Genomic DNA, 20,771 nt, shown 5'->3' on the forward strand with positions numbered 1-20,771 from the left:
GCAGCAATCACAGGAACCCACCATGGCAGATGCACGGATCTTCGAAGACCTCAAGGCCGACCACGACCGGCAGCGCGTGATGCTCGAGCAGCTCGGCGAGACGAAGGGCGACAGCGAGGAACGCCGCGACCTCTTCGAGAAGCTGCGCAAGGAACTGCAGGCCCACGCCGCCGCGGAGGAGGAGTCGCTCTACGCAACGATGCTCGGCAATCCCGAACTGCGCGACGAAGCGCGCCATTCGGTGTCCGAGCACAAGGAAGTCGACGACTACCTGGGCGAACTGGTCGAGCTGGACATGAGCTCGTCGGGCTGGCTGGTGAAGTTCAAGGAGATGCGCCACCGCTACCTCCACCACATCGACGAGGAAGAGGAGGAGATGTTCCCCTCCGCCGCCAAGACGCTCTCGGGCAAGGTGGAGGCGCAGATGGCCAGGACCTTCGAGGACCGCAAGCCCAAGGAACTGGCGCTGGCCGAAAAGGAACTTCCCGGCGACGCGCGCGAATAACCGCAAGCCATAACCGCGCCCCCGGGTCGCGGACAAGGCGGGCCTCCCATGCGGCAAGCAGGGGAGGCCCGCTGCCTTTGGGGGAACGCCGCCGCTGCCGGAGCGTTGACCCTTCAAAGCCATCAAGGAGACGAGCCATGGATCAGGACATTCGCGAAACTTTCTGGAAAGCTTTCCAGGCGAGCCCCTTCATCATGATAAAGCTCGATGCCGCCTCCGGTCATGCCGAGCCGATGACGGCCCAGCTCGACAAGGACGCGCACCACGCGGTGTGGTTCTTCGCCAAGCGCGACAACCGCATCGCTCCCGGCGGCAAGGCCATGGGCCAGGTCGCGACCAAGGGCCACGACGTCTTCGCCTGCATCGACGGCACGATCGTCGAGGAAACCGACACCGCGCTGCGCGAAAAGCACTGGAATAACGCCGTCGAGGCGTGGTTCCCCAACGGCAAGCAGGATGCGTCGGTGGTGCTGCTGCGCTTCGACATTGAGGACGGCGAAGTCTGGACCTCGGACCTCGGCCTCAAGGGCGCCTTCAAGCTACTGACCGGCCAGCCGATTGCGGCACACGAAGCCGGCGAACACGCGCTCGGCGCGGTCTGATCCCTCTCGGACCTGCCTGAGCAGCGGGGGCGCGGCAACTTCGGTTGCCGCGCCCTTCTTATTCCGGGGAAGGGTCAGGCGGTCTCTTTTCTCCGCTTGGACAGCAGATAGCGCCAGACGCCGACGCAGTTGATCGCGAACAGCGCGATGTTCTGGACGCCGATGCCTTCGGCCTTGTCGTCCAGGAAACCCCATGCGACGAGCGCCATCGAACTGGTGACGAAGATCACGAACCCGAAACCCGTCCAGCGCCGCCCGAGGTCGAGAGATACGATTAGCGCCGCCACGGTTCCCGCGGCGGCGCCATAGTATTGCAGGCATTGCAGGACAAATTCACTCATCCACTCGCCTTTTTCTGAGGCCCGATTGTTTTTTGGTTCCGGGCCCGGGCTCTATCGGCCCCTCTCCTACTCGGGAATACGTATCGTCAATTGCTGCAGCGGTTCGAGTTCAACCGGGCGATCGGTTTCGGAGCAGCCGGAAAAGGCATAGGAAACCGCGGCAAGGATGGCCTGCCGGGTGAACGGCTTCTGTACGATGCCGACCGCCGTGGTTGCGGGAAGATCGATCTGGCCGGGATTGGCAGTGACGTAGATGACGCGCGAACCGTAACGCCCGGCAAGATCGCGGGCGATGGTCGGTCCCGTCAGTCCGTCACGCAGGTTGAGATCGACAAGCGCCACATCGGGGACCTCGCCCAATCGCTCGAGCGAGGCCATGTCGGGGCACGTGCCGATGACGGCATACCCGCCATCGGCCAGAATATCTTCAAGTTGCAGCGCTACCAGGAATTCATCCTCAACGATGAGGACCTTGCCCATGCTCGGTATGATCACGTCCAACGTGGATTATCCCCGGTCCCCGGACGGTGTCAGGCTGCCGCCAGGAGCTTGCGGCCCTGATCGCCATTGGCAACCTTGCCAAGCTCGGCGAAGAAGGCGTCGATAGCCTCGCCGGTCAGGACGAAGTTATGGCGGAAGTCGGGAAGCTGGCCGGACTCGATGATCTTCGACAGCATGGCGCGGGCGCGGCAAATGCGGCTCTTCACGGTGCCGAGCGCGATGCCGCAGATATCGGCGATCTCTTCGTAGGAGAGATTGCCGGCGGCCACGAGCACCAAGGCTTCGCGGTAGGATGCGGGAATGGCGGTCAGCGCGCGCAGGACGTCGGCCAGCTCAACGGCGCTTTCCTGGCTCGCTTCGGCGCGCAGGATGCGTTCGGCGGCAACTTCGTCGTATTCGCCGTGGAAGCGGGCGCGGCGCGCTTCGGAATAGAAGTGGTTGCGCAGGATGGTGAAGGTCCAGGCCTTGAAGTTGGTGCCGGCGGCGTAACGCTCGCGGGCGGCCCAGGCCCGAAGCATGGCTTCCTGGGCGAGATCGTCGGCGCGATCACGGCAGCCGCAGAGGCCGCGGGCGAAAGCACGAAGATGCGGGGCGACTTCGGCGAGAGCGCGCTTGAAGTCACGGTCGCTGAGCGCGACCTTGGGTTCGGGCCGGTCCAGGACCTCGATGCTCGCGTCAGAGCTTGCTTCGATAGTTGCCGACATGGCGTTACCCTCCATAGAAACCTGTCGCCAATCAAACGTCACCGGATCGCAAATGGTTCCCGGACGATGAGATTTCCCGAAAAAAGCTTCGACCGCAGCCGTCGCCCCGCAAGGGTGCGCGAGGATTTTTGGAAGACCGCCGGAACCACAGCAGGCCTGAAACCTTTGAGGCCTCCGTCCACCATCTGGTGAACGGAGGCCTCCGGGATCGGATCACCACCGGTTTGCGGGGGGTGGGGGAGCCAGTGGTGACAATATGGGAACGTGAAGCCCCTTGGTTGGTTCCCCGCAATGCGATCCGTCGCGAAAAATTTTCCGGTTGCCCTATCTGCCCTGCGGAGTCAGACAAATGACATCGGCCCGCAGGCGCAAGGGGCGCCCTTCGACGTGCAATCGGGAATGATATCCCCAAAAGGCCTGAGGAACATGAATGTCCGTCTCTGACCAGATCGCCATCCAGCTGCCGTACCTGCGTCGCTATGCGCGCGCCCTTACCGGCTCGCAGCATTCGGGCGACGCCTATGTTCGCGCCACGCTGGAAGCCGCGCTTGCCGACCGTTCGCTGCGCGAGGCCATCGCGCGCAGCCGCGCCGCGCTCTACGGCGCCTTCACCCGTATCTGGGCGACCGGCCATGTCGACGACGCCGGCCTGTCCGGCGGCGGCGGCCTGCACGAGCAGGCTGCACAGGAACGCCTGGCGACGATCGCACCCACGCACCGCCAGGCGCTGCTGCTGACCACCGTCGAGGAATTCTCGCGCGAGGAGACCGCGCAGATTCTGGGCTACACGGTCGAAGAGGTCGACTCGCTCGTCGCGCAGGCGATCACCGAGATCGAGGGCGAAAGCGCGACGCAGGTCCTCATCATCGAGGACGAGCCGCTGATCTCGATGCAGCTGGAAGGCCTCGTGAGCGATCTGGGGCACACTGTCGTGGGGACCGCGGCGACGCATGCCCAGGCCCTCGAAATCTTCGAGAAGAACCCGGCAGGCCTCGTCCTCGCCGACATCCAGCTTGCCGATGGCAGCTCGGGCATCGACGCGGTGGAGGACCTGCTCAAGTTCGGCAACGTCCCGGTGATCTTCATCACCGCCTACCCCGAGCGCCTGCTGACCGGCGAGCGGCCCGAGCCGACCTACCTGGTCACCAAGCCGTTCCAGGAGGCCACCGTGCGCGCGGCGATCAGCCAGGCGCTGTTCTTCAACTCGAGCAAGCCGCTGGGCTGACGCCCGGCTCCAGCATCGCGATACGGCGGCGCCGGCGGATCATCCGTACCGGCGCCGTCCGTCTGCCTCCAGCGGCGGCAGGATGCGGCCGAAGCGGTCGCGGTGGACATGGTCCTCGAACGGCGCCGAAGGCGGGGTGAAACCGATGTGGCGCACCACCGCCTCGTGCAGGGGGACGTCGAAACGCACGCCCACGCAGCGCTGCCATTGCCACACGACCGTCCCGCCAATGGCCTGCGATCCATGCAGATCGACTTCGAGCGTCCTGCCGGTCACATCCTGGGCGTCGCGCAGTTCGATCATGCAGCCGCCGGCCGAAAGATTGTAAAGAAACCCGCCGGCCTCCATTCCCGCGACACGGCACGAGACGTCCTTGTCGACGAGATGGCGACTGCAGCTTCGCGTATCCATAGTGTCCCCCAAAGTGCCCCCAATCAACTGATTGCCGGAACATAGGAAAAGCCACTTAAACAATGGATAACGCGCGCTTCACATAACGCGCCGGGCGCGGCCCGACTTGACCGCGCGACTAGCGCCGTTCGTTGCGCAACACGAATTCGCGCGATGCGCGCACCGGCACTTTCAGGCGACATTCGACACCGCCGGGATTGAACTTCAGGTCGACCTGGGACTTGAGTTCATGGGCGACGATCTTCTCGATCAGGTCCCGCCCGAAGCCGCGCTTGCTCGGCTCGGAAACCAGGGGCCCGCCCTCTTCCCGCCAATGGATTTCGGCCAGTTCGGGCGAGAGCAGGACCCAGTGGACGTGGATGCGCCCCTCGATCGTGCTGAGCGCGCCGTATTTGGACGCATTCGTCGCCAGTTCGTGGATCGCGAGGCCGAGCGACATCGCATCGTTGGGCGCCAGCTTTATCTGCGGCCCGGACATGGAGACATGGCTTTCATGGCCCTCCATGTAGGGCGCCAGTTCCGAGCGCACGATGTCACCGAGCGCGGCATTGCCCCAGTCGGACTGCGAGAGCAGGTCATGGGTCGCGGACAGCGCCCGGATGCGAGCGGTGAGGCTGTCGGTGAAATCGTCGATGTCGGCCGAACGGCGGCGCGTCAGCGCGGCGATCGACAGGACGTTGGCCAGCGTGTTCTTGACCCGGTGGTTCAATTCGCGCGTCAGCGAGTTGCGGATCGAAGCCTGGCTGGTGAGCCACTCGAGGACATGGCGGTCCTCGGTCGCGCGTTTGGTGATGAGGCGGCCGATCGCCATGACCATGAGCGAGGCCAGCGCGCCGAAGAACAGCGTGATGCGCGACAGCGGTGACAGGATCCCGGCCTTGCGGTCGCTCACCTGTACCACCCACGCGCGCCCGCCGACATCTATGCGCCGCTCGATGTTGGGGCCGGTGATGCCGTCGGCCCGCTGTTCCGCCAGCATCGTGTCGGGTGCGACGTGGTCGTCGTAGATCGCGACGTCGATGCTGTCGTTGCGATAGAGTTCGCTGGCCGATGTCAGGAATGTCTGCGCGCGGAAGGGACTGAAGACGAAGCCCTTGACCGTGCGCCCCCGGCCGCGCTCTGCGAAGACTGGCATGTAAATCAGGAAGCCCGCAGCCTTCGCCTCGTCGCCGTCCTGCACGAGGTGGACGAGGCTGGTTGCCGCGGGCCTGCGCGTGGCCATCGCCCGCTCCATTGCTGCGCCCCGGGCCGGATCGGAGAACATGTCGTAGGCCACCGCGCGGCGATTGGGCAGCGACTCAGGCTGGAGATAGAGGATGGGCACCGAATAGTTCTGCCCGACGCCGGGGCGCGGCATGACGAAAAAGTCGGGGTTGCCGGCAATCTTGAGGCCGACTTCGAACTGGGCCAGCTGCTCGGCCGGCACCAGCGGAGCCCAACCCATGCCCAGCGAGCCGTAGAGCGTGCCGTCGCCTTGCAGGTCCTGCGCGAATTCGGCGAACTGCTCGGCCGACACCTCTTCCTGCGTCGCAAACAGGGCGCTGCCGGCGCGCAGCAGCGCGATGTTCTCGGTCACGCGGCGCTGCAGGGCGGACGAAATCTCTGTGAGGTTGCGGTCGAGTTCGACGGAGCGCGTCTGCTTGTCGGCCCGTTCTATCGCCATGACCGACACGGCCGTGGTCACGCTTGCAATGATGAACAGGAGGAACGGCCAGCCGCGCGGATACTTGTGGAACCACGCCTGCTTCTGCACCCTGTCGAGCAGAGCCTGGTCAATCACCCAGCAACTTCCTGTTCTCCAGAACCACTTGATACGGTCATTAGTGACCGCAGCGATACCGTGCTATGCCACAGTTTCTCTCGGGGGGAACCATGCTGGACGTCGATTGTTCCATGAGCAAACGACGTCCGCTCGGCTTGCAGACAGGACGGAACCCGTGAAGCGCCCGACGCCGGTCCTTGCACCGGATGACGAGCCAGCGCGCCGGGCTTGACCGTAACCCGGTCTCGCAGCAAGTGTGCAGGGTGAAAGGGAGTTCGTGTTGAGTCAGCCCAATGGACGTGGTGAACCCGGCAGGATGCCGGGCCTTCCGCCGGAAGTCCGCAAGGATGGAGAACCCGGCTGGGCCGGGGGGTTGAGGAAGCTCTACAACTCCGTGGTGGAAGAACCGCTGCCGGACAGCTTCAAGGATCTCCTGAAGAAGCTGGATGACAGCGACGATGCCTGAGCAGATCAAGGCTTCCCCCGCCGACGAGGGATTTCGCCTGGAACTGCTTTCCGTCCTCCCCCACCTGCGCGCTTTCGCCCGCGGCCTGTCAGGCCGCTCCGACTTTGCCGACGATCTCGTCCAGGAAGCCGCCATCAAGGCCTGGACCGCCCGCGAACGCTATCAGGCGGGCACCAACATGCGCGCCTGGACCTTCGCCATCCTGCGCAACCACTATCTCTCCGAACTGCGACGCTCACGCCGGCAGACCGACCTCGACGAGGGCGTGGCCGAGCGCATGCTGGTGATGGAGGCCGACCAGGAAGGCCCGCTTCACCTCGGCGACATGGAAACCGCATTGCAGAAGCTTGCGCCCGAGCGCCGCGAAGCCGTGCTTCTCGTCGGCGCCTCGGGCTTCAGCTACGAGGAAGCCGCCGAGATCGCCGGGTGCCCCATCGGCACGATGAAAAGCCGCGTCGCCCGCGCCCGCGCCGACCTTGCCCGCATTCTCGACGGCGAGGCCGATCCGGTCGAGGTCAAGACGCGGAAAGCGGGCTGAGCGCGGCTTCCTCCCGCAGCTTCGGCAAGGCGACGAGACATAGCACGGATATCAGATGAAACACGAGCGCGGCGCCGGCCACCGGCACGGTGCCGCGCTCGATCCACGGCGAGACAAGCGCAGTGCCCAGCGCCGCCGAGGCCAGCACGAACAGGATGACGAGCGCGCTCCCCCGCGCGTCGTCGCCGTGACTGGCCAGGATCGCGCGGAAGAAACCCGGCGGCCCGCGCAGGCCGAGCCCGGTGTTGACCGGCACGAACAGCGCCATGATCACCAGCGCAGAGGTTCCGCCGCTGAGTGCATAACCGAACTGCGCCAATGCGCCGGCCGCCGCCAGCCAGGTGCCGATGGTCAGCACCCGCTCCGCCCCGATCCGCGCGACCACGCCTGACGAGCCATTGGCGGCGATGATGAACGTCGTGATGCCGCACACCTGCATGACGATGAAATCGGCCAGCGTGCCTCCATGCACGCGCACGAAGACGGTGGGCATGCCAAAGACGAACACCAGCAGTCCGCCCAGCACCAGAGCCTGGCTGATCGCATAGCGCAGGAACGTCGCGTCGCGCAGCAACGACGCGAAGCTGCCCTGCCCTCGCCGGCTCACTTGCGGCACCCCGCCGGTCGCCGCCAGCAGCGCTGCGACCATGACCGCCGATGCAGCCATGACCTCGAAATTCAGCGTCCAGCCACCCAGCGCCAGCAGCCCCGCGCCCGCCAGCGGCGCCAGCGCGGGAGCGAGCGATTCGATGCTGGCGAGAAAGCCGATCGCCCGCACCGCGCGCGTCTCGTCGAACATCGCCTTGACCACGCCCGGCGCAAAGACCGCGGGAGCGGCGGCGGCGACACCCTGCGCCGCGCGCAGGACGATGAGCGCCTCGATGCCGGTCGCCAGCGCGCAGGCCAGCGAGAGCACCGCCGTCGCCAGCAGCGAGCCGATGAACAGCCGGGCGGTCGAAACCCTGTCTCCCAGCGCACCGAAGCCCAGCAGTCCCAGGCACGATCCGCCGACGTAGGCCGCCAGCACCAACTGCGCCCGCGCCGGATCGCCGCCGAGCGTCTCGGGCAGGTGCGGCACTGCGGGCAGTACCAGGTCGGTGCCCATGAGGCCGACGATCGTGCCGCCGACCACCAGTCCCAGCGTGATCCACGCGCGATTCACGATTGTCTTCCCCTGTTGCGCCGCGTGTCTTCGCAGGTGCGGGAGGAGATCGTCAAGGGACCGCGCCGTCAGCCCTTCAGGAGCGTCCGGTGGAAGGGCATCGCCGCCCCCGGAAAAAACAAAACCCCCGCTTCCCTTGCCGGAAACGGGGGCTTCGCATGCCGCAAGGGCGCTTGGACTTACGCGGGGTAGGTCCAGACGGTGCCGCGGTCGAAGTTGTCCGAAGCGAACTTCCAGTTGAGGATGTTCTCGAGGACCGCCTTCACGTAGGCCGGGCGCTTGTTCATCTGGTCGATGTAGTAGGCGTGCTCCCAGACGTCGACGGTCAGCAGCGGCACCACGTCCTTGACCAGCGCGCTGTCGGCGTCGTGGGTCGAGATGACCTTGAGCTTGCCGCCCTCGACGACGAGCCAGGCCCAGCCGTTCGAAAAGTGGTTGATCGCCTCGTTCGAGAGCGCTTCGAGCAGGGCATCGACCGAACCGAAGTCGGCGGTGATCGCGGCGGCGAGGCTCTCGCTCGGCGCGGTCTTCTCGGGGCTCAGCGAGTACCAGTAGAAACCGTGGTTCCAGGTCTGCGCCGAGTTGTTGAACAGCGGGCCCGACGCCGACTTGGCGATCTCTTCGACCGACTTGCCTTCGTTCTCGGTGCCGGCGATCGCGGCGTTGAGCTTGTCGACGTAGGTCTTGTGGTGGGCGCCGTGATGGATCTCCAGCGTCTTGGCGGAGATATGCGGTTCGAGCGCATCCTGCGCATAGGGCAGCGGCATCAGGGCAATGGTCATGGCATGGTTCCTGTTTCAGGTTATCGAAAGCGGGATGCGGCGACCGGACTCATGGCCGCGACCGCCCCATAGGACATGGGCGCCTATTTCGATCGTGCAGCGCAACAATTCAAGCGTGCATTAGTGGCATTTTGATTTCGCGGCGAATTTATCGCCCGCCTCGTCAAACCCAGTTTGCCGAAACGCAAAAGGACGGCGCCCAAACGAAAAAGGATGGCGGGGTTGCCGCCATCCTCTCCCGTAACCGCCGGCTACCCTGCAAGGGGGGCGGGCGCCGATCGGTACGACTGTCGAACAGTCGTTAGTTGTGCTTGTCAGCCTCGGCCTTCATCGCGTCGGACTTGGCGTCGCCAGCCTTTTCGACGGCGTCAGCCTTGGCGTCGAGCGAATCTTCGGCGGCACCGGTGGTGGCGTCGGCCTGGGTCTCGAGCGCATCGGCTGCGGCATCGGACTGGGCTTCCACCGCGTCGGCGGCCTTGTCGGTGGCTTCTTCCTGGGGGCTGTTGCAGGCAGCGAGGCCGAGCGAGGCGGCAGCAACTGCAATCATTCCGAGACGCGGCATGGTGATGGCTTTCATGGCGAGAAGTCCTTTTCCCTGTTGTCGTTTAGGCGCGAAGTCTTTCGGGAGGCGCGCCGCCCGCCCTACGGGGCCCGTTCCCGGGCCCCGGCCGCACGGTTTAGCGCACCGAACCGCGACGGAAAAGGTTTACGATCGCCAGAAGGACGACGGCACCCAGGAACGAAGCGAAGAGCGACAGAATGTCGAACGAACCGCTGGTGATGGGAGCGCCGCCGATCAGCGGAGTGATGATGAAGCCCGCGATCAGCGCGCCGACGACGCCGACGACGATGTTCAGGAAGATGCCCTGCTGCGCATCGGTGCGCATGAGGATCGATGCGAGCCAGCCGATGATGCCACCGACCAGAAGGATGAGAAGAAGGGTCATTGTGCCGTCTCCAAGATGTGCTTGTTGATCCAGTAAACGGCCGTCCTGCGTCAAGGTTCCGCATGGTCAGAATTCGTTACGTCGAATTGCTGGCGGACCAGACGCATCCATTTCCGTGCCATCCCGCGCCGAGGAGCCGGACGAAATGAAACAAACCGGGTGCTTTACGCAACTCCCGCGATTGCAAATCTCTCGTTAAATAGCAGAACGCCGAACAAATGTGTTGAAACGGTAAAGGTGCCTAATTAGACCTGCGGGTGCGGCGCGATTCTCGGCGGAGATCCGGGGGCGCGTGCCCGTTGGCGCCAAACGGCGCGGCGGGATCACCGGGAGAGGATGCCCACATGCTCGAAAACATGCCCAAGGCCTGGGATATCGAAACCGATTTCGTGTCGGTCGGGTCGGGAATCGCCGGCCTTTCCGCCGCGATCACCGCCCGCGAGCAGGGGCTGGAGGCGGTCGTTCTGGAGAAAGCCGCGCAGGTGGGCGGCGTTACGGCGCTGTCGATGGGCGAGGTCTGGGTCGCGGGCAACCACCACGCCGCCGCGCTGGGCATCGAGGACAGCGCCGAGAGCGGGTTCCGGTATCTCCAGCGGCTGTCGATGGGCTACGGCGCCGACCTCGCGGTGCTCAACAAGGTCGTCCATGCCCGCGAGGCGCTGCGCTATTTCGAGGAGCGCATCGGGCTGCGGATGGAAGTCATCCGCGACTGCCCGGACTACTACTACGGCCACAGCAACGATTCGGTCGCCGAGGGACGGATGCTCGAAGTCGTGCCCTTCCCGGCCGAGACCCTGGGCGAATGGCAGGGGAAGACGCGCATCTCGCCGCAGATGCCCTATGGGCTCACCCATCACGACATGTTCCAGGCGGGCGGCACCGCCAACATCGCCAGGTGGGATTTCGGCAGGATGGCCGAGCGCCTGACTGCCGACGAGCGCTGCCTCGGGCCGGGCCTCGCCGCGTATTTCGTCAAGGGCGCGCTCGACCGGGGGGTGACGCTGATGACCGACTGCGGCGTCGAGGAACTGATCTGCGACGGCACCCGCGTCGTCGGCGTGCGCGCCGTCCAGGAAGGGCGGGACCTGTTCGTCAAGGCGCGCAAGGGCGTGCTGGTCGCGGTCTCCAGCTATGAGCGCAACCCCGACTACAACAAGACGCTCGGCCAGCAGCTGGACCTCGGCTCGATGGTGTTCGCGACCGTCGACGGCGCCAACTTCCGCCTGACCGGCCCGCTCGGCGCCCGCATCGCGCGCGTGCCCGACATCACTTCGCTGGGCTTCACCATCCCCGGCATGGAGGGCGAGGACGGGCGCCCCTTGTGGAACAGCGCCCTGCCGGTGATCGGCCAGCCGCACACCATCGTCGTCAACCGCGCCGGCAGGCGCTTCGGCAACGAGGCGTTCTACCGCAGCTTCTACTATACCATCGACCACATCGACGGCGCCAACCAGACCCACCCGAACTTCCCGTGCTGGGCAGTGATCGACAGCCAGGTGCGGGAGAAGTACCCGTTCGGCTCGATCATGCCCGGCTCCGACTGGCCAGAGGGCCTCGGCGAAAGCGCGGACACCCTGCGCGAACTGGCGCTGAAGATCGGCGTCGATGCGGACGGGCTGGAGCAGACCGTCGGCGCCTTCAACGCCAACGCCGTCAAAGGCGTCGATCCGGAATTCGGGCGCGGCACCCACCCGTGGAGCACCTGGATGTGCGGCGATCCGTTCCACCAGCCCTCGCCCGTGCTCGGCCCCCTGGAGAAGGCGCCGTTTTACGCCGTGCGGCTCGACCGGATGGGGGGCACCGCGATCAGTTCGTCGGGCATCCTCACCGACATGCACGGGCAGGCGCTCGACTGGAACGACCGGCCGATCCCGGGGCTCTACGTCGCGGGCAATTCGCAGGCCCGCATGGAGACCGGCGCGGTCATGCAGTCGGGCATCTCGAACGCGCGCGGCATGACGTACGGCTGGCTGGCGGCGCAGCATGCGGCGGGGGCGCCGAGCGGGCTGCTCGCGCGCGAAGTGGAACGGATCGGCCTGTGATTGAGCAAACGACATGATCGAGCAAATGACATGATCGAGACGGCGCAGACGGTCACCATCGCCGCCCCGCTCGGCGCGACCTGGGATTATGCCCGCGACGTCGAGCGCTGGGCGCAGATCATGCCGGGCTACCAGTCCTGCGAAATCGCCGACGAGGACCATTCGATCTGGGTCCTCAAGATCGGCGTCGGCGGACTTGTCCGCACGGTGAAAGTCGCGGTCCATGTCGAACGCTGGGCCGGGCCGGAGGAGGTGGACTTCGCGTTCAAGCTCCAGGGCGACCCGGTCGAAGGCTCGGGGTCCTACCGTGCCAAGGCGTTGGACGGCGGGCATTCCGAGGTGACGCTCGCGGTGCAGGTGCGCGGCTCCGGGCCGATGGCACCGATGTGGGAGGCGATGGGCGCGCCAGTCCTGCCCCGCTTCGCGCGCGGTTTCGCCGAGGAATTGAAGGGGCGGATTGAAGCGCAGGCGGGGACGGCGGCGAGCGTGGCGGGGCCTTCGCTGGTGTCGCGTGTTCTGGCATGGCTCGGAAAATTGTTCCGAGCCTGAAAGGTCCCGGCGATGCCGTCCTTACTTCCGTCATCCCCGCGAAGGCGGGAACCCATCTCCTGACCTGTCGCAGGACACCGCATCAGTTGGCTCCCCGCTTTCGCGGGGATGACGAAGGGAGGTGCGGAGATGACGAAGGGGATGACGCCAGCGCCTCGACAACGAAACCATCCGCAGGTCTCCCGGGTTACCCCCGCGAGGAGACGCCCGACGTGTACAGGTCCGACCAGCACCGCGCGCTATCGGCGCTGGCCTCGCTGCTGATCGTGGCGGCCGGCATCGCCGCGCTCGTGGCCGGGCTTGCCGCCAGCATGACCCCGCGCGAACGCCGGCAGGCCCTGGCCGCCGTGCTGCCGCTGCCCGAGCCGCCCGAGCCCCGCCCGCGCGAGACCCCGGCCAAGGCGCAGTCGACCGCCGCCAAGGGGCGTCCCTCGCCCGCCAACCTGCGCAACAAGGCGACCCAGATCGTCGCCCCGCCGCCCCGCCTGCCGCCGCTGATCGTGCCGCCCCCGGTGATCACCGCGCCCCGGGCCGGGACCGGCTCGGCCACGCAGAGCGGCGCATCCGACCGCCCCGGCCCCGGCCAGGGCGCGGGCGGGATCGGCGATGGCGACGGCGGCGGCGGCAACGGCGATGGGGACGGCGACGGCGACGGCGACGGCGTAACCCGTCCGAGGCAGATACGCGGCCGCCTCCACTTCTCCGACCTGCCGCCGGACCTGCGCGAGCAGAAGGCCGGCGGCGAACTCAAGCTGCAGTACCGGATCGGTGTCGATGGCCGGGTCAGCGACTGCCGCATCCTCGTCTCCAGCGGGCGCCCCTCGCTCGATGCGACGACCTGCCGGCTGATCACCGAGCGTTTCGTGTTCCGGCCGTCGCGCAATGCGCGCGGCAAGCCGGTGCCTTCGATCATGGTCGAGACGCACGGCTGGTACTGGCCGCCCGACGAGGCGGAATGAAACGCCCTCGCTCACTTCCCCATGGACAACCACCCGCGCCGCGCGCACACTGTACACGTGTACAGCAGTATGCCGACAAAGCCCCGAAAACGGGGATCGTCTGGAGAGGAGAAACCCGGTGTCCATTACCGTTGAACCCGTAAAGCCGCATATCGGCGGGATCGTCCACGTCTCGCCCGACCACCTGCTCGACGACGAGACGATCGGCACGGTGCGCCGCGAACTGGAGACGCGCGGCGTGCTGGTGTTCCCGCAGATCGCGGTATCCGACCAGTTGCAACTGGCCTTCACCGACCGGCTGGGCGAGCGCGTCAACTTCACCCGCCAGGTCCCCGGCTCCGACGCCGACACGCCCGACGTCTACAAGATCACCCTCGACCGCAAGCTCAACGCCGAGCCCGACTACGTGCTGGGCACGTTCTTCTGGCACATCGACGGCATCACCATCGACCAGCCGCTGCCCAAGGCGACGGTGCTTTCGGCGCGCAAGCTGTCGGACAGCGGCGGGGCGACCGAGTTCGCCAATCTCTACGCCGCCTGGGACCTGCTGCCCGAGGACGAGAAGCGCGAGTACGAAGGCCTCAGGGTCATCCACTGCGTCGAGGCGGCGGTCCGCCCCGTCCACGGCCACCCCAGCGAGGAACGGCGCGCGCGCTACAAGGCGATGGCGGCGGTGATGGAACAGCCGCTGGTCTGGACCCACGAGGACGGCCGCAAGTCGCTCCTGCTGGGAACCCACGCGGACGGCATCGTCGGCATGCCCGGCGCCCACGGCCGCGCACTGCTCGCGCGGCTCCAGCAATGGGCGGCGCAGCCCGACTTCGTCTACACCCACAAGTGGCAGCCGGGCGACCTCGTCATCTGGAACAACCAGGGGCTGATGCACCGCGTGGTCCCTTACACCGACGAAGGCCGCGTCATGCACCGCACCACCATCGCGGGCACCGAGAAGCCGGGCGTGCCCGCCGATGCGGCCAAGGTGGAGAGGATCTACCAGGTGGCTTAACCCCGCGCTAATGCCTCCCTAATGCCTCCCTATCGACGTCGCCGGTGGGGAGGATTTGCAGTAATCCACCGTTGTCGTCCCCCGCCGGCCCGCGCGTCGGGCAAGACGGGTTGACGCGGCCCGGTCAACCGGAGCAAGTGAACCGATCAAGTCCTTGCGAGAATTGCACCGATGCTTTCGCAGAAAACCCGTTATGCGATCCGGGCCATGCAGCACCTCGCAGACAAGCACGGCCAGGGTCCCATCCCCCTGACCGACATCGCCGAGACGCAGAACATCCCGGCCAAGTTCCTCACCGTCATCCTGTCCGAACTGTCGCGCGTGGGCATCGTCGCCTCGCAGCGCGGCAAGGACGGCGGTTACTGGCTCGGTGTGCCCCCGATCGACATCACGTACGGCGACCTCATCCGCGTCATGCGCGGATCGCTGGCGCTGGTGCCCTGCGCCAGCCGCTTCGCGCACGAAACCTGCAAGAACTGCGTCGAGGAAAAGGACTGCCGCACCCGCGCGCTGATGCTCCAGGTGCGCGATGCCACGGCCTCGCTGCTCGACGGCGTGAGCCTTGCGGACCCTATCGAACTCGTGCCCGCGGCCGAAGGCCTCGAAGCGGCGGACGGGGACGTATAGAGCTTCAAGGCGCGATCCGGCGTCTGCTTTCGGCCCTGAAAGCAAAGCTACCTCATCGACCCTATTGTCAACTTATTAGATTGAGAATACCACAGGCGCATGGCCCGCGGGGGGAAGGCTGCCCCCGCATTGCGAGAGGAGATGCGCATGCAAATTGCCAAGCCCAGTGAAGTGCCCGCGGGGGAACATCCCCTGCTGAACGACGGTGTCCAGCATGTGATCGAGGCGCTCCAGCGCCTGCGCTTCGGCGTGATCCAGCTGACCGTCCACGACGGCAAGCTGATGCAGGTGGACGTCACCGAACGCCGCCGCTTCGGCAACTGAGTTCCCTGCGCAGCGCCGCGCTCCCCCCTCCCCGCGTCGCTCGCTGACCGCTACGCCCTTGCGAGCGGCCCCGATAACGGCCAAGCGCCTTCCACGCGGGAAGGGCTTTGCCCCGATCCCCGTCGATCTGCGACAAGCCCGCCCCGGGAGGAATATCCATGTTCGATTCGTTGCCGGCATTCGCCGACATCGCGCCCTTCATCGCCATCGGTTTTGCCGCACAGATCGTCGACGGGGCGCTGGGCATGGCCTTCGGGATCATCACCCAGACCTTGCTGGTAAGCGTGGTAGGCGTCGCGCCGGCCACCGCTTCGGCGAGCGTCCACCTCGTGGAACTGTTCACCACGGGCACTTCGGGGCTGAGCCACATCTGGCATCGCAACGTGAACTGGGGGCTGTTCTGGCGGCTGGTGCCCGCCGGCATCGTCGGCGGCGTCACCGGCGCTTACGTACTCTCCAGCATCGACGCCTCGGTCGCCAAGCCGTTCGTGATGCTCTATCTCACCGGCATAGGCGTGTACCTGTTCATCCGCGCGACGCGCATGCGCCAGCCGAGCTTCGAAGACCCGCGCTTCACGGCTCCGCTCGCGCTGACCGGCGGCTTCCTCGACGCGGCGGGCGGCGGCGGCTGGGGCCCGGTGGTCACCTCCAACCTGCTGGTGCAGGGCGGCGAGCCGGCCAAGACCATCGGCACCGTCAACACTGCCGAGTTCCTGCTCACCGCCTCGATCTCGACCGCGTTCATCGCCACGCTCGGGCTTTCCGCGTTCACGCTCGCCACGGTGGGGCTCATCATCGGCGGCGTCATCGCGGCCCCGTTCGGCGCCCTCTTCGCCAAACGCATCAAGCCGCGCACCCTGCTTTTCGCGGTCTCGGTCGTGCTGATCGCGACCAGCCTGTTCAGCGTCTGGAAGGCCTGGCCGATCTTCTGAGCGCGTCGCCCCGGATCACGCCGGCGGCGAGGTCATCACTTCGCCGTGATCGAGGAAATGGACGAACGTGCGCGCCAGCTGGTCCAGCGCGTTGCGCACGCTGGGGCCCGGGCCGCCTTCGTTGATCTGCACGGTGGTGCCCTCGATCATGAACAGCATCATATAGCAGCGCGTGCGCAGCGCCTCACGTTCGCTGCGGGGCAGGCTCTCCAGGTCGAAACCCGCGAAGCGCCGGCCCAGCGTGGCGATGATGTTGTCATGGTGCCGGTAGACGGGGTCGAGGGCACTGGTCCGGAGATTGGCCCCGGCCCAGAACAGGTTGAGCGAATTGCGACGCTCGTCCTGCTCGCCGCGCAGCCGGACCAGCCACTTGCGCACCGCCGAGAGGCTCACGCGCTTGAGCGTCACCAGTTCGGCGTAGATCTCCAGCTGATAAGCCAGGTCCTGCCGCATCAGGTCGAGCAGCATCTCATCCTTGCTGCGATAGTAGAGGTAGACGGTGGCCCGGCTGACCCCGGCCAGCGCCGCGATCTCCTCGACCGAGGTGGGGAAGAACCCCTTTGCATAGAACACCTGCCGCGCCGCGATGCGGATGCGCGCGATCGTCGGTTTTGCGGATGCCCGGGCGGCGCGGGGCTTGGGTGGAGTATCGTCCATGCCCCTGCGGTTTGGGCCAAGCCGCGGGCGGCGGCAAGCCGGGAAGCGGCGGAACCTAGAACGTGAAGGTCACGACGATCGAATCCGTGTAGGCGCCCGGCTTGGGGAAGCTGCGCGCCGGGATGCGGCCATAGGCGGTCTTCGTCGCGTTGAAGGTGAGCAGGTTGTTGATCGTCATGGTCTGGAGCTGCCCCCCATTGCTGCCGTTGCCCCAGACGGTGGCGTAGCCGCTGTCCTGGTAGATATTGTAGTCGAGCCGCGCTGCCCCGCTGCCCATCTGCCGAGCCGCCGCGTTGCCCGAGGTGCCGGCGCTGAGGCTCAGGTCCACGGTCGCCTGCATCGGCACGCTGACCGAAATGCAGCCGGCCGTGACCGTCGCGGTGGCGGTGGTCGGCGCGGCGCTGCCCGGGTTGTAGGTGCCGAACGTCAGCGCCGTGGTCGAAACGGTGCAGATGCACACGATGCATCCCGCCGCGGATGCCGGCCCGGGCGGCACCAGCCCTCCGGCCAGGGCGCCGAGTGCGAGAGCGGAGCGGACGAAGGCATGGCGTCTCATCGGATGGCGTCCTTGGCGGCGAGCGCGAGTTCGGGCGGTCCTGCCTTGTCGGACTTGACCCACTCGTTTTCGGAAACACAGGCGACCGGAACCGCTGCCGTGAGCCGCGCTTCTCCGGTCAGTTGCGGAACGACCACGCGGCAGGCGCCGTTCGCCCCGGAAACGCGGATGACGGCGCCGCCGCCGGCATAATCGTCGAGCCAGATTTCGCCGTCGTAGCCTACGATGCCCGAGCCCCCGGTCCAAGCGAAGCTCGATCCGGTCTGGACCGGATTCCCTTGCCCGTCGACGAGGCGCAGGCGCGCGCCTTCCCGCCCGGCGCTGCCGAAACCGACGCGCACCGCCTGCCGCCAGCCCGGCGCGACGACCTGCGCCTGTGCGTCGAGGCCGGCCTCGATCGAAAGATCGGCGGCGTCTATCGCGATGTGGTTCTCGGCATAGGGCTGGAGCCCGGTGACGATGACGCGCCGCCCCTGCCCGGCCTTGCGCGGCTTGGCGCGGTTCTCGACCAGGACGGTGACCGGCGTGTCGCTCGCCACGTCCACCAGCGCGAAGCCGTCGTCGATGTGCTGCGTCGCCATGACCGCGCCGTCGATCCGCAGCAGCCCGCCGCGCGCGTTCACCTGCACGCCCTGACGTCCCTGCCGCCGCGCCGCATCGACCCGGAGGTCTCCGGCGGCGGTGCGGTAGGACAGCCCGCCCTCCACCCACGCCGAGCCCCGGTCGACGCCGGCGAGCGCGCGCATGCCAATCCCGGTGTCCTCGGGCAGGTTCTGGTCGAAGGTGACGGCGGCGCGGCCCTGTTCGGCAATCGCGCTGACGTGGCGGCGCGGCCCGAGCGGCACGGTCAGCGAGCCGAACAGGCCCAGGTTGCGGCTCGCTCGTTCGCTGCGGGCGCCGAGGCGATCGTCGGCGCGGCGGCCGGTGTACTGGACCCCGACCGAGAGATAGGCGCCGCGCAGGTTGGCCGAGTAATAGACCGAGGCCAGGTCGAATCGGCTCGGCGCGTCTCCGCCCAGGCCCTGCCGCAGCCGTGCGTAGCTGGCGTTGATGCTGCCCCAGCCGCCGAGCGACAGGCCGCCCGCGACCACCATTTCGCTGCGCCCGCCGCCGTTGACGCGGCTCTCGCCGACCTGCCGGAACTGCGCGTCGGCGTGCTCGTAGCTGGCGCTGAGAGTGTAGGCCGGGGTGATGCGCTGCGCCGAAGCCCGCACCAGCATACCGGTCCCCGCGCTTCCCTGCGACACCGCGCCCGAGACCGAGACTTCGCCGATCGGCCCGATCACCATCGCACCGCCCAGTCCGGCCATGCGGGTCTGCCCGCTGACTTCGACCCGGCCTTCCAGCGTCAGCATGTTCGTGATGCCCCGGCGCAGCCCGGCGGCGGCGAACAGCGGGCCGTAGCCGAAGCTGTCGAACCCGAAGTCGCGCCGCAGCGCGCCCGCCTCGATCGCGAATTCGGAGAGGCCGGGGCGCAGCAGGTTGGGGCTCGCGTAGAAACTGCGCGTGACCTGCCGGGTATTCCCGGCAAGGTCGCGTACGCTCATCGTCACTTGCCCGGCGCCGGTCAGGCGCGGCTGGAGCGAGAGGTCGAACGCGCCCGGCCCCACGTCGAGCGAGCGGCGCGAGGATTCGGACAGCAGTTCGATCGTCGAGGGTGTCAGCGCGCTGCCCGAGATCATCGGCAGCGGGAAGTTGACCGCCTGCGGGTCGAGCGAGAAATCGGTGCCGAGGAACAGGCCGCCGTACCGCACCGGCCGGCTCCACGGCGCGCCGCTGCCCACCGCGTCGCCCAGCACCAGCCGCATGCGCCTGTCCGGGAAATCCCGGCGCAGGCTGGTGTCGAGGCGCACGAGGTTGCCGCCCGGCCTCCCGGCGCCGGTGTCCACGAGGAAGCTCGAACTGGCGACGCCCCAGGCGCCCGAGAATCCCGCGTCGACGAGGCCGGTCAACTGCGCCGACCCGTTCCAGTCGGACAGCGTCAGGTCGTAATCGACGAACTGCGCGGGCACGGCCGCTCCCAGGGGCACGGCGCTGCGGCCGGGTTCGATGGTGAGGCGGGGAAACAGCGAGGCGTCTGCCTGGATATGCAGGGTGCCGCCATCGGCATCGAGCCGGGCGACGAGACCCTTCACGCGGTCGAGCGCCACGTAGCTCTCGCCGGCCAGCAGTTCCCCGGCGGCGATGGACTTGCCGGTGAGACCCCAGGCCTGGAGATCGCTGCGCCGTGCGAGGATGTGGCCATTGCCAACCACCAGCAACGCGGGATCGGCCATGGCCTGCCCGTTGACGATGACGCCGACGGGCATCTCGTCCGGCGCGCTATCGTTCGCCGCTTCCTGCGCCGACGCGCTTTCCCCGCCCGGCACGAGGCCGCTCGACAGGGCGGCGACGGCCGCAAGGACGGCCGTCACGCGGCGGAGCACGATCGGCACGGGCCGGGTCCATTACTTCACGGGAGCGAGAGCGACGTCGAATTCGCCCTCCTCGGCCCGCACGCGCACGCTGGAGACGCCGCCGCGCGGGAGGCGCTCGAACGGGACGACCTGGGCGCCGCCGGCAAGCAGGTAGAATGCGCGCTCGGCGGTGACGCTGTCGCCGTCCGGGCCGCGCAGGGTGACGGCGAGCGCCTTGATATGGCGTGTGCCGGTGTTGGCGAGGCGCAACGAGTCCCTGCCCATGCTCGCGGCGAGGCGCGGGGCGGCCTTGTCGCCGGCGCGGAACACCGGGAGCGAGATGCGCAGCAGCGTCTGCACGGTGCCGGGCACGTTGACGAGGCCGGGTTCGGGAAGCTGGTCGACGATCAGGCGCCACTGCTGCTCGGCCTGCGCGGCGGGGTCGCCGGTGGGCAGGCTGCAGCGCATCAGGCGAGTCGTGCCGGGCGCGATCGTGGCGATCGAAGGGTTGACGATGAAGCGGTTGTCGGGATCGAGGATGTCTGCGCCGCTCTCGTCGCGGGCCCAGGCGAAGGCGCGGACCTGCACGGTCATCGCGCGGCCCGAGTCGTTCCCCAGCGTCAGCGAGCAGAAGCGGCGCCCCGCCGCCACGTCGACGCGCACCGGCATGACGCTGAGCGAACCCGCCCACGCCGGGCCTGCGCCGGCCATGCCGAGCAGTACCGTGAGCGGGAGCAGTATCGCGGCGGTCAGCCCGGATGCGCGGCGGGTGGCCAT

Annotated in this window: 25 protein-coding genes; 12 read left to right on the plus strand and 13 right to left on the minus strand. The window is 67.4% G+C overall.

The features are described from left to right. Positions 1-22: 22 nt before the first annotated feature. Both AC07M9_RS10960 and AC07M9_RS10965 read left to right on the plus strand, forming a co-directional pair. Positions 23-505, plus strand: a complete 483-nt coding sequence (locus AC07M9_RS10960; protein WP_494883719.1) for a hemerythrin domain-containing protein — start codon at positions 23-25, stop codon at positions 503-505. Positions 506-642: 137 nt separating this feature from the next. Beyond that, on the plus strand, positions 643-1,107 hold the full coding sequence (locus AC07M9_RS10965; RefSeq protein ID WP_494883720.1) for a pyridoxamine 5'-phosphate oxidase family protein: 465 nt from the start codon (positions 643-645) through the stop codon (positions 1,105-1,107). Between the two features lie 74 nt (positions 1,108-1,181). On the opposite strand, the gene AC07M9_RS10970 is transcribed toward AC07M9_RS10965, so the two are convergent. The 3 genes from AC07M9_RS10970 to AC07M9_RS10980 form a co-directional block, all read right to left on the minus strand. Then, entirely contained in the window at positions 1,182-1,448 is a 267-nt protein-coding gene (locus AC07M9_RS10970; protein ID WP_494883721.1) for a hypothetical protein, read from the minus strand. A gap of 66 nt (positions 1,449-1,514) precedes the next feature. Beyond that, complete coding sequence (locus AC07M9_RS10975; RefSeq protein WP_494883722.1) at positions 1,515-1,928, minus strand: response regulator; 414 nt, start codon at positions 1,926-1,928, stop codon at positions 1,515-1,517. 50 nt (positions 1,929-1,978) lie between these two features. Beyond that, positions 1,979-2,653, minus strand: a complete 675-nt coding sequence (locus tag AC07M9_RS10980) for a sigma-70 family RNA polymerase sigma factor (protein WP_494883723.1) — start codon at positions 2,651-2,653, stop codon at positions 1,979-1,981. A gap of 430 nt (positions 2,654-3,083) precedes the next feature. On the opposite strand from AC07M9_RS10980, the gene AC07M9_RS10985 reads away from it, so the two are divergent. Beyond that, positions 3,084-3,878, plus strand: coding sequence for a response regulator (locus AC07M9_RS10985; RefSeq protein ID WP_494883724.1), 795 nt, complete (start codon positions 3,084-3,086; stop codon positions 3,876-3,878). A 39-nt stretch (positions 3,879-3,917) separates the two neighbouring features. Here AC07M9_RS10985 and AC07M9_RS10990 read toward each other — a convergent pair whose 3' ends face one another. Together AC07M9_RS10990 and AC07M9_RS10995 are read right to left on the minus strand one after the other, a co-directional pair. Beyond that, positions 3,918-4,289: a PilZ domain-containing protein gene (locus tag AC07M9_RS10990; protein ID WP_494883725.1), complete on the minus strand. Its 372-nt coding sequence runs from the start codon at positions 4,287-4,289 to the stop codon at positions 3,918-3,920. Positions 4,290-4,407: 118 nt separating this feature from the next. Beyond that, positions 4,408-6,069 carry a CHASE domain-containing protein gene (locus tag AC07M9_RS10995; protein WP_494883726.1) on the minus strand — a complete coding sequence of 554 codons (1,662 nt, stop codon included), beginning with the start codon at positions 6,067-6,069 and terminating at the stop codon, positions 4,408-4,410. 262 nt (positions 6,070-6,331) lie between these two features. Between AC07M9_RS10995 and AC07M9_RS11000 the strand changes: the two genes are divergently transcribed. Then, positions 6,332-6,517 (plus strand): NepR family anti-sigma factor, encoded by a 186-nt coding sequence (locus AC07M9_RS11000; RefSeq protein WP_237449604.1) that lies wholly within the window; start codon positions 6,332-6,334, stop codon positions 6,515-6,517. Next, positions 6,510-7,055: a sigma-70 family RNA polymerase sigma factor gene (locus tag AC07M9_RS11005; RefSeq protein WP_494883727.1), complete on the plus strand. Its 546-nt coding sequence runs from the start codon at positions 6,510-6,512 to the stop codon at positions 7,053-7,055. The genes AC07M9_RS11000 and AC07M9_RS11005 overlap by 8 nt, the downstream gene beginning before the upstream one ends. On the opposite strand, the gene AC07M9_RS11010 is transcribed toward AC07M9_RS11005, so the two are convergent. From AC07M9_RS11010 to AC07M9_RS11025, 4 genes are all read right to left on the minus strand, one after another. Beyond that, entirely contained in the window at positions 7,033-8,217 is a 1,185-nt protein-coding gene (locus tag AC07M9_RS11010) for an MFS transporter (protein ID WP_494883728.1), read from the minus strand. The genes AC07M9_RS11005 and AC07M9_RS11010 overlap by 23 nt on opposite strands. Before the next feature lie 179 nt (positions 8,218-8,396). After that, a complete protein-coding gene (locus tag AC07M9_RS11015; RefSeq protein WP_494883729.1) occupies positions 8,397-8,999 on the minus strand; it encodes a superoxide dismutase in 603 nt (200 codons plus the stop codon). A gap of 301 nt (positions 9,000-9,300) precedes the next feature. Further along, positions 9,301-9,576, minus strand: a complete 276-nt coding sequence (locus AC07M9_RS11020) for a hypothetical protein (protein WP_494883730.1) — start codon at positions 9,574-9,576, stop codon at positions 9,301-9,303. Between the two features lie 100 nt (positions 9,577-9,676). Further along, positions 9,677-9,946, minus strand: a complete 270-nt coding sequence (locus tag AC07M9_RS11025; protein ID WP_494883731.1) for a GlsB/YeaQ/YmgE family stress response membrane protein — start codon at positions 9,944-9,946, stop codon at positions 9,677-9,679. A 344-nt stretch (positions 9,947-10,290) separates the two neighbouring features. On the opposite strand from AC07M9_RS11025, the gene AC07M9_RS11030 reads away from it, so the two are divergent. The 7 genes from AC07M9_RS11030 to AC07M9_RS11060 all read left to right on the plus strand — a co-directional run bounded on the left by AC07M9_RS11030 (position 10,291) and on the right by AC07M9_RS11060 (position 16,385). Further along, a complete protein-coding gene (locus tag AC07M9_RS11030; protein WP_494883732.1) occupies positions 10,291-11,988 on the plus strand; it encodes an FAD-binding protein in 1,698 nt (565 codons plus the stop codon). A 30-nt stretch (positions 11,989-12,018) separates the two neighbouring features. After that, a complete protein-coding gene (locus AC07M9_RS11035) occupies positions 12,019-12,537 on the plus strand; it encodes an SRPBCC family protein (RefSeq protein ID WP_494883733.1) in 519 nt (172 codons plus the stop codon). A 212-nt stretch (positions 12,538-12,749) separates the two neighbouring features. After that, on the plus strand, positions 12,750-13,496 hold the full coding sequence (locus AC07M9_RS11040) for an energy transducer TonB (protein ID WP_494883734.1): 747 nt from the start codon (positions 12,750-12,752) through the stop codon (positions 13,494-13,496). 118 nt (positions 13,497-13,614) lie between these two features. Continuing rightward, the gene (locus tag AC07M9_RS11045; protein WP_494883735.1) at positions 13,615-14,502 is read left to right on the plus strand and encodes a TauD/TfdA dioxygenase family protein; all 888 of its coding nucleotides are present in this window, start codon (positions 13,615-13,617) and stop codon (positions 14,500-14,502) included. A gap of 171 nt (positions 14,503-14,673) precedes the next feature. After that, positions 14,674-15,129, plus strand: coding sequence for an RrF2 family transcriptional regulator (locus AC07M9_RS11050; RefSeq protein WP_494883736.1), 456 nt, complete (start codon positions 14,674-14,676; stop codon positions 15,127-15,129). Positions 15,130-15,276: 147 nt separating this feature from the next. Continuing rightward, positions 15,277-15,453, plus strand: coding sequence for a YezD family protein (locus AC07M9_RS11055; protein ID WP_494883737.1), 177 nt, complete (start codon positions 15,277-15,279; stop codon positions 15,451-15,453). Between the two features lie 158 nt (positions 15,454-15,611). After that, complete coding sequence (locus tag AC07M9_RS11060) at positions 15,612-16,385, plus strand: sulfite exporter TauE/SafE family protein (protein WP_494883738.1); 774 nt, start codon at positions 15,612-15,614, stop codon at positions 16,383-16,385. A gap of 15 nt (positions 16,386-16,400) precedes the next feature. Here the strand turns inward: AC07M9_RS11060 and AC07M9_RS11065 are convergent, their stop codons facing one another. From AC07M9_RS11065 to AC07M9_RS11080, 4 genes are read right to left on the minus strand one after another with little or no spacing between them, the layout of a single operon-like run. Then, positions 16,401-17,042, minus strand: a complete 642-nt coding sequence (locus AC07M9_RS11065; RefSeq protein ID WP_494883739.1) for a TetR/AcrR family transcriptional regulator — start codon at positions 17,040-17,042, stop codon at positions 16,401-16,403. Between the two features lie 55 nt (positions 17,043-17,097). Next, positions 17,098-17,598 carry a spore coat protein U domain-containing protein gene (locus tag AC07M9_RS11070; RefSeq protein WP_494883740.1) on the minus strand — a complete coding sequence of 167 codons (501 nt, stop codon included), beginning with the start codon at positions 17,596-17,598 and terminating at the stop codon, positions 17,098-17,100. Beyond that, positions 17,595-20,033, minus strand: coding sequence for a fimbria/pilus outer membrane usher protein (locus AC07M9_RS11075; RefSeq protein ID WP_494883741.1), 2,439 nt, complete (start codon positions 20,031-20,033; stop codon positions 17,595-17,597). The genes AC07M9_RS11070 and AC07M9_RS11075 overlap by 4 nt, the downstream gene beginning before the upstream one ends. Positions 20,034-20,045: 12 nt before the next feature. After that, positions 20,046-20,771 carry a fimbrial biogenesis chaperone gene (locus AC07M9_RS11080; RefSeq protein WP_494883742.1) on the minus strand — a complete coding sequence of 242 codons (726 nt, stop codon included), beginning with the start codon at positions 20,769-20,771 and terminating at the stop codon, positions 20,046-20,048.

This window comes from Novosphingobium sp. GW821-FHT09E05, from assembly GCF_059416165.1.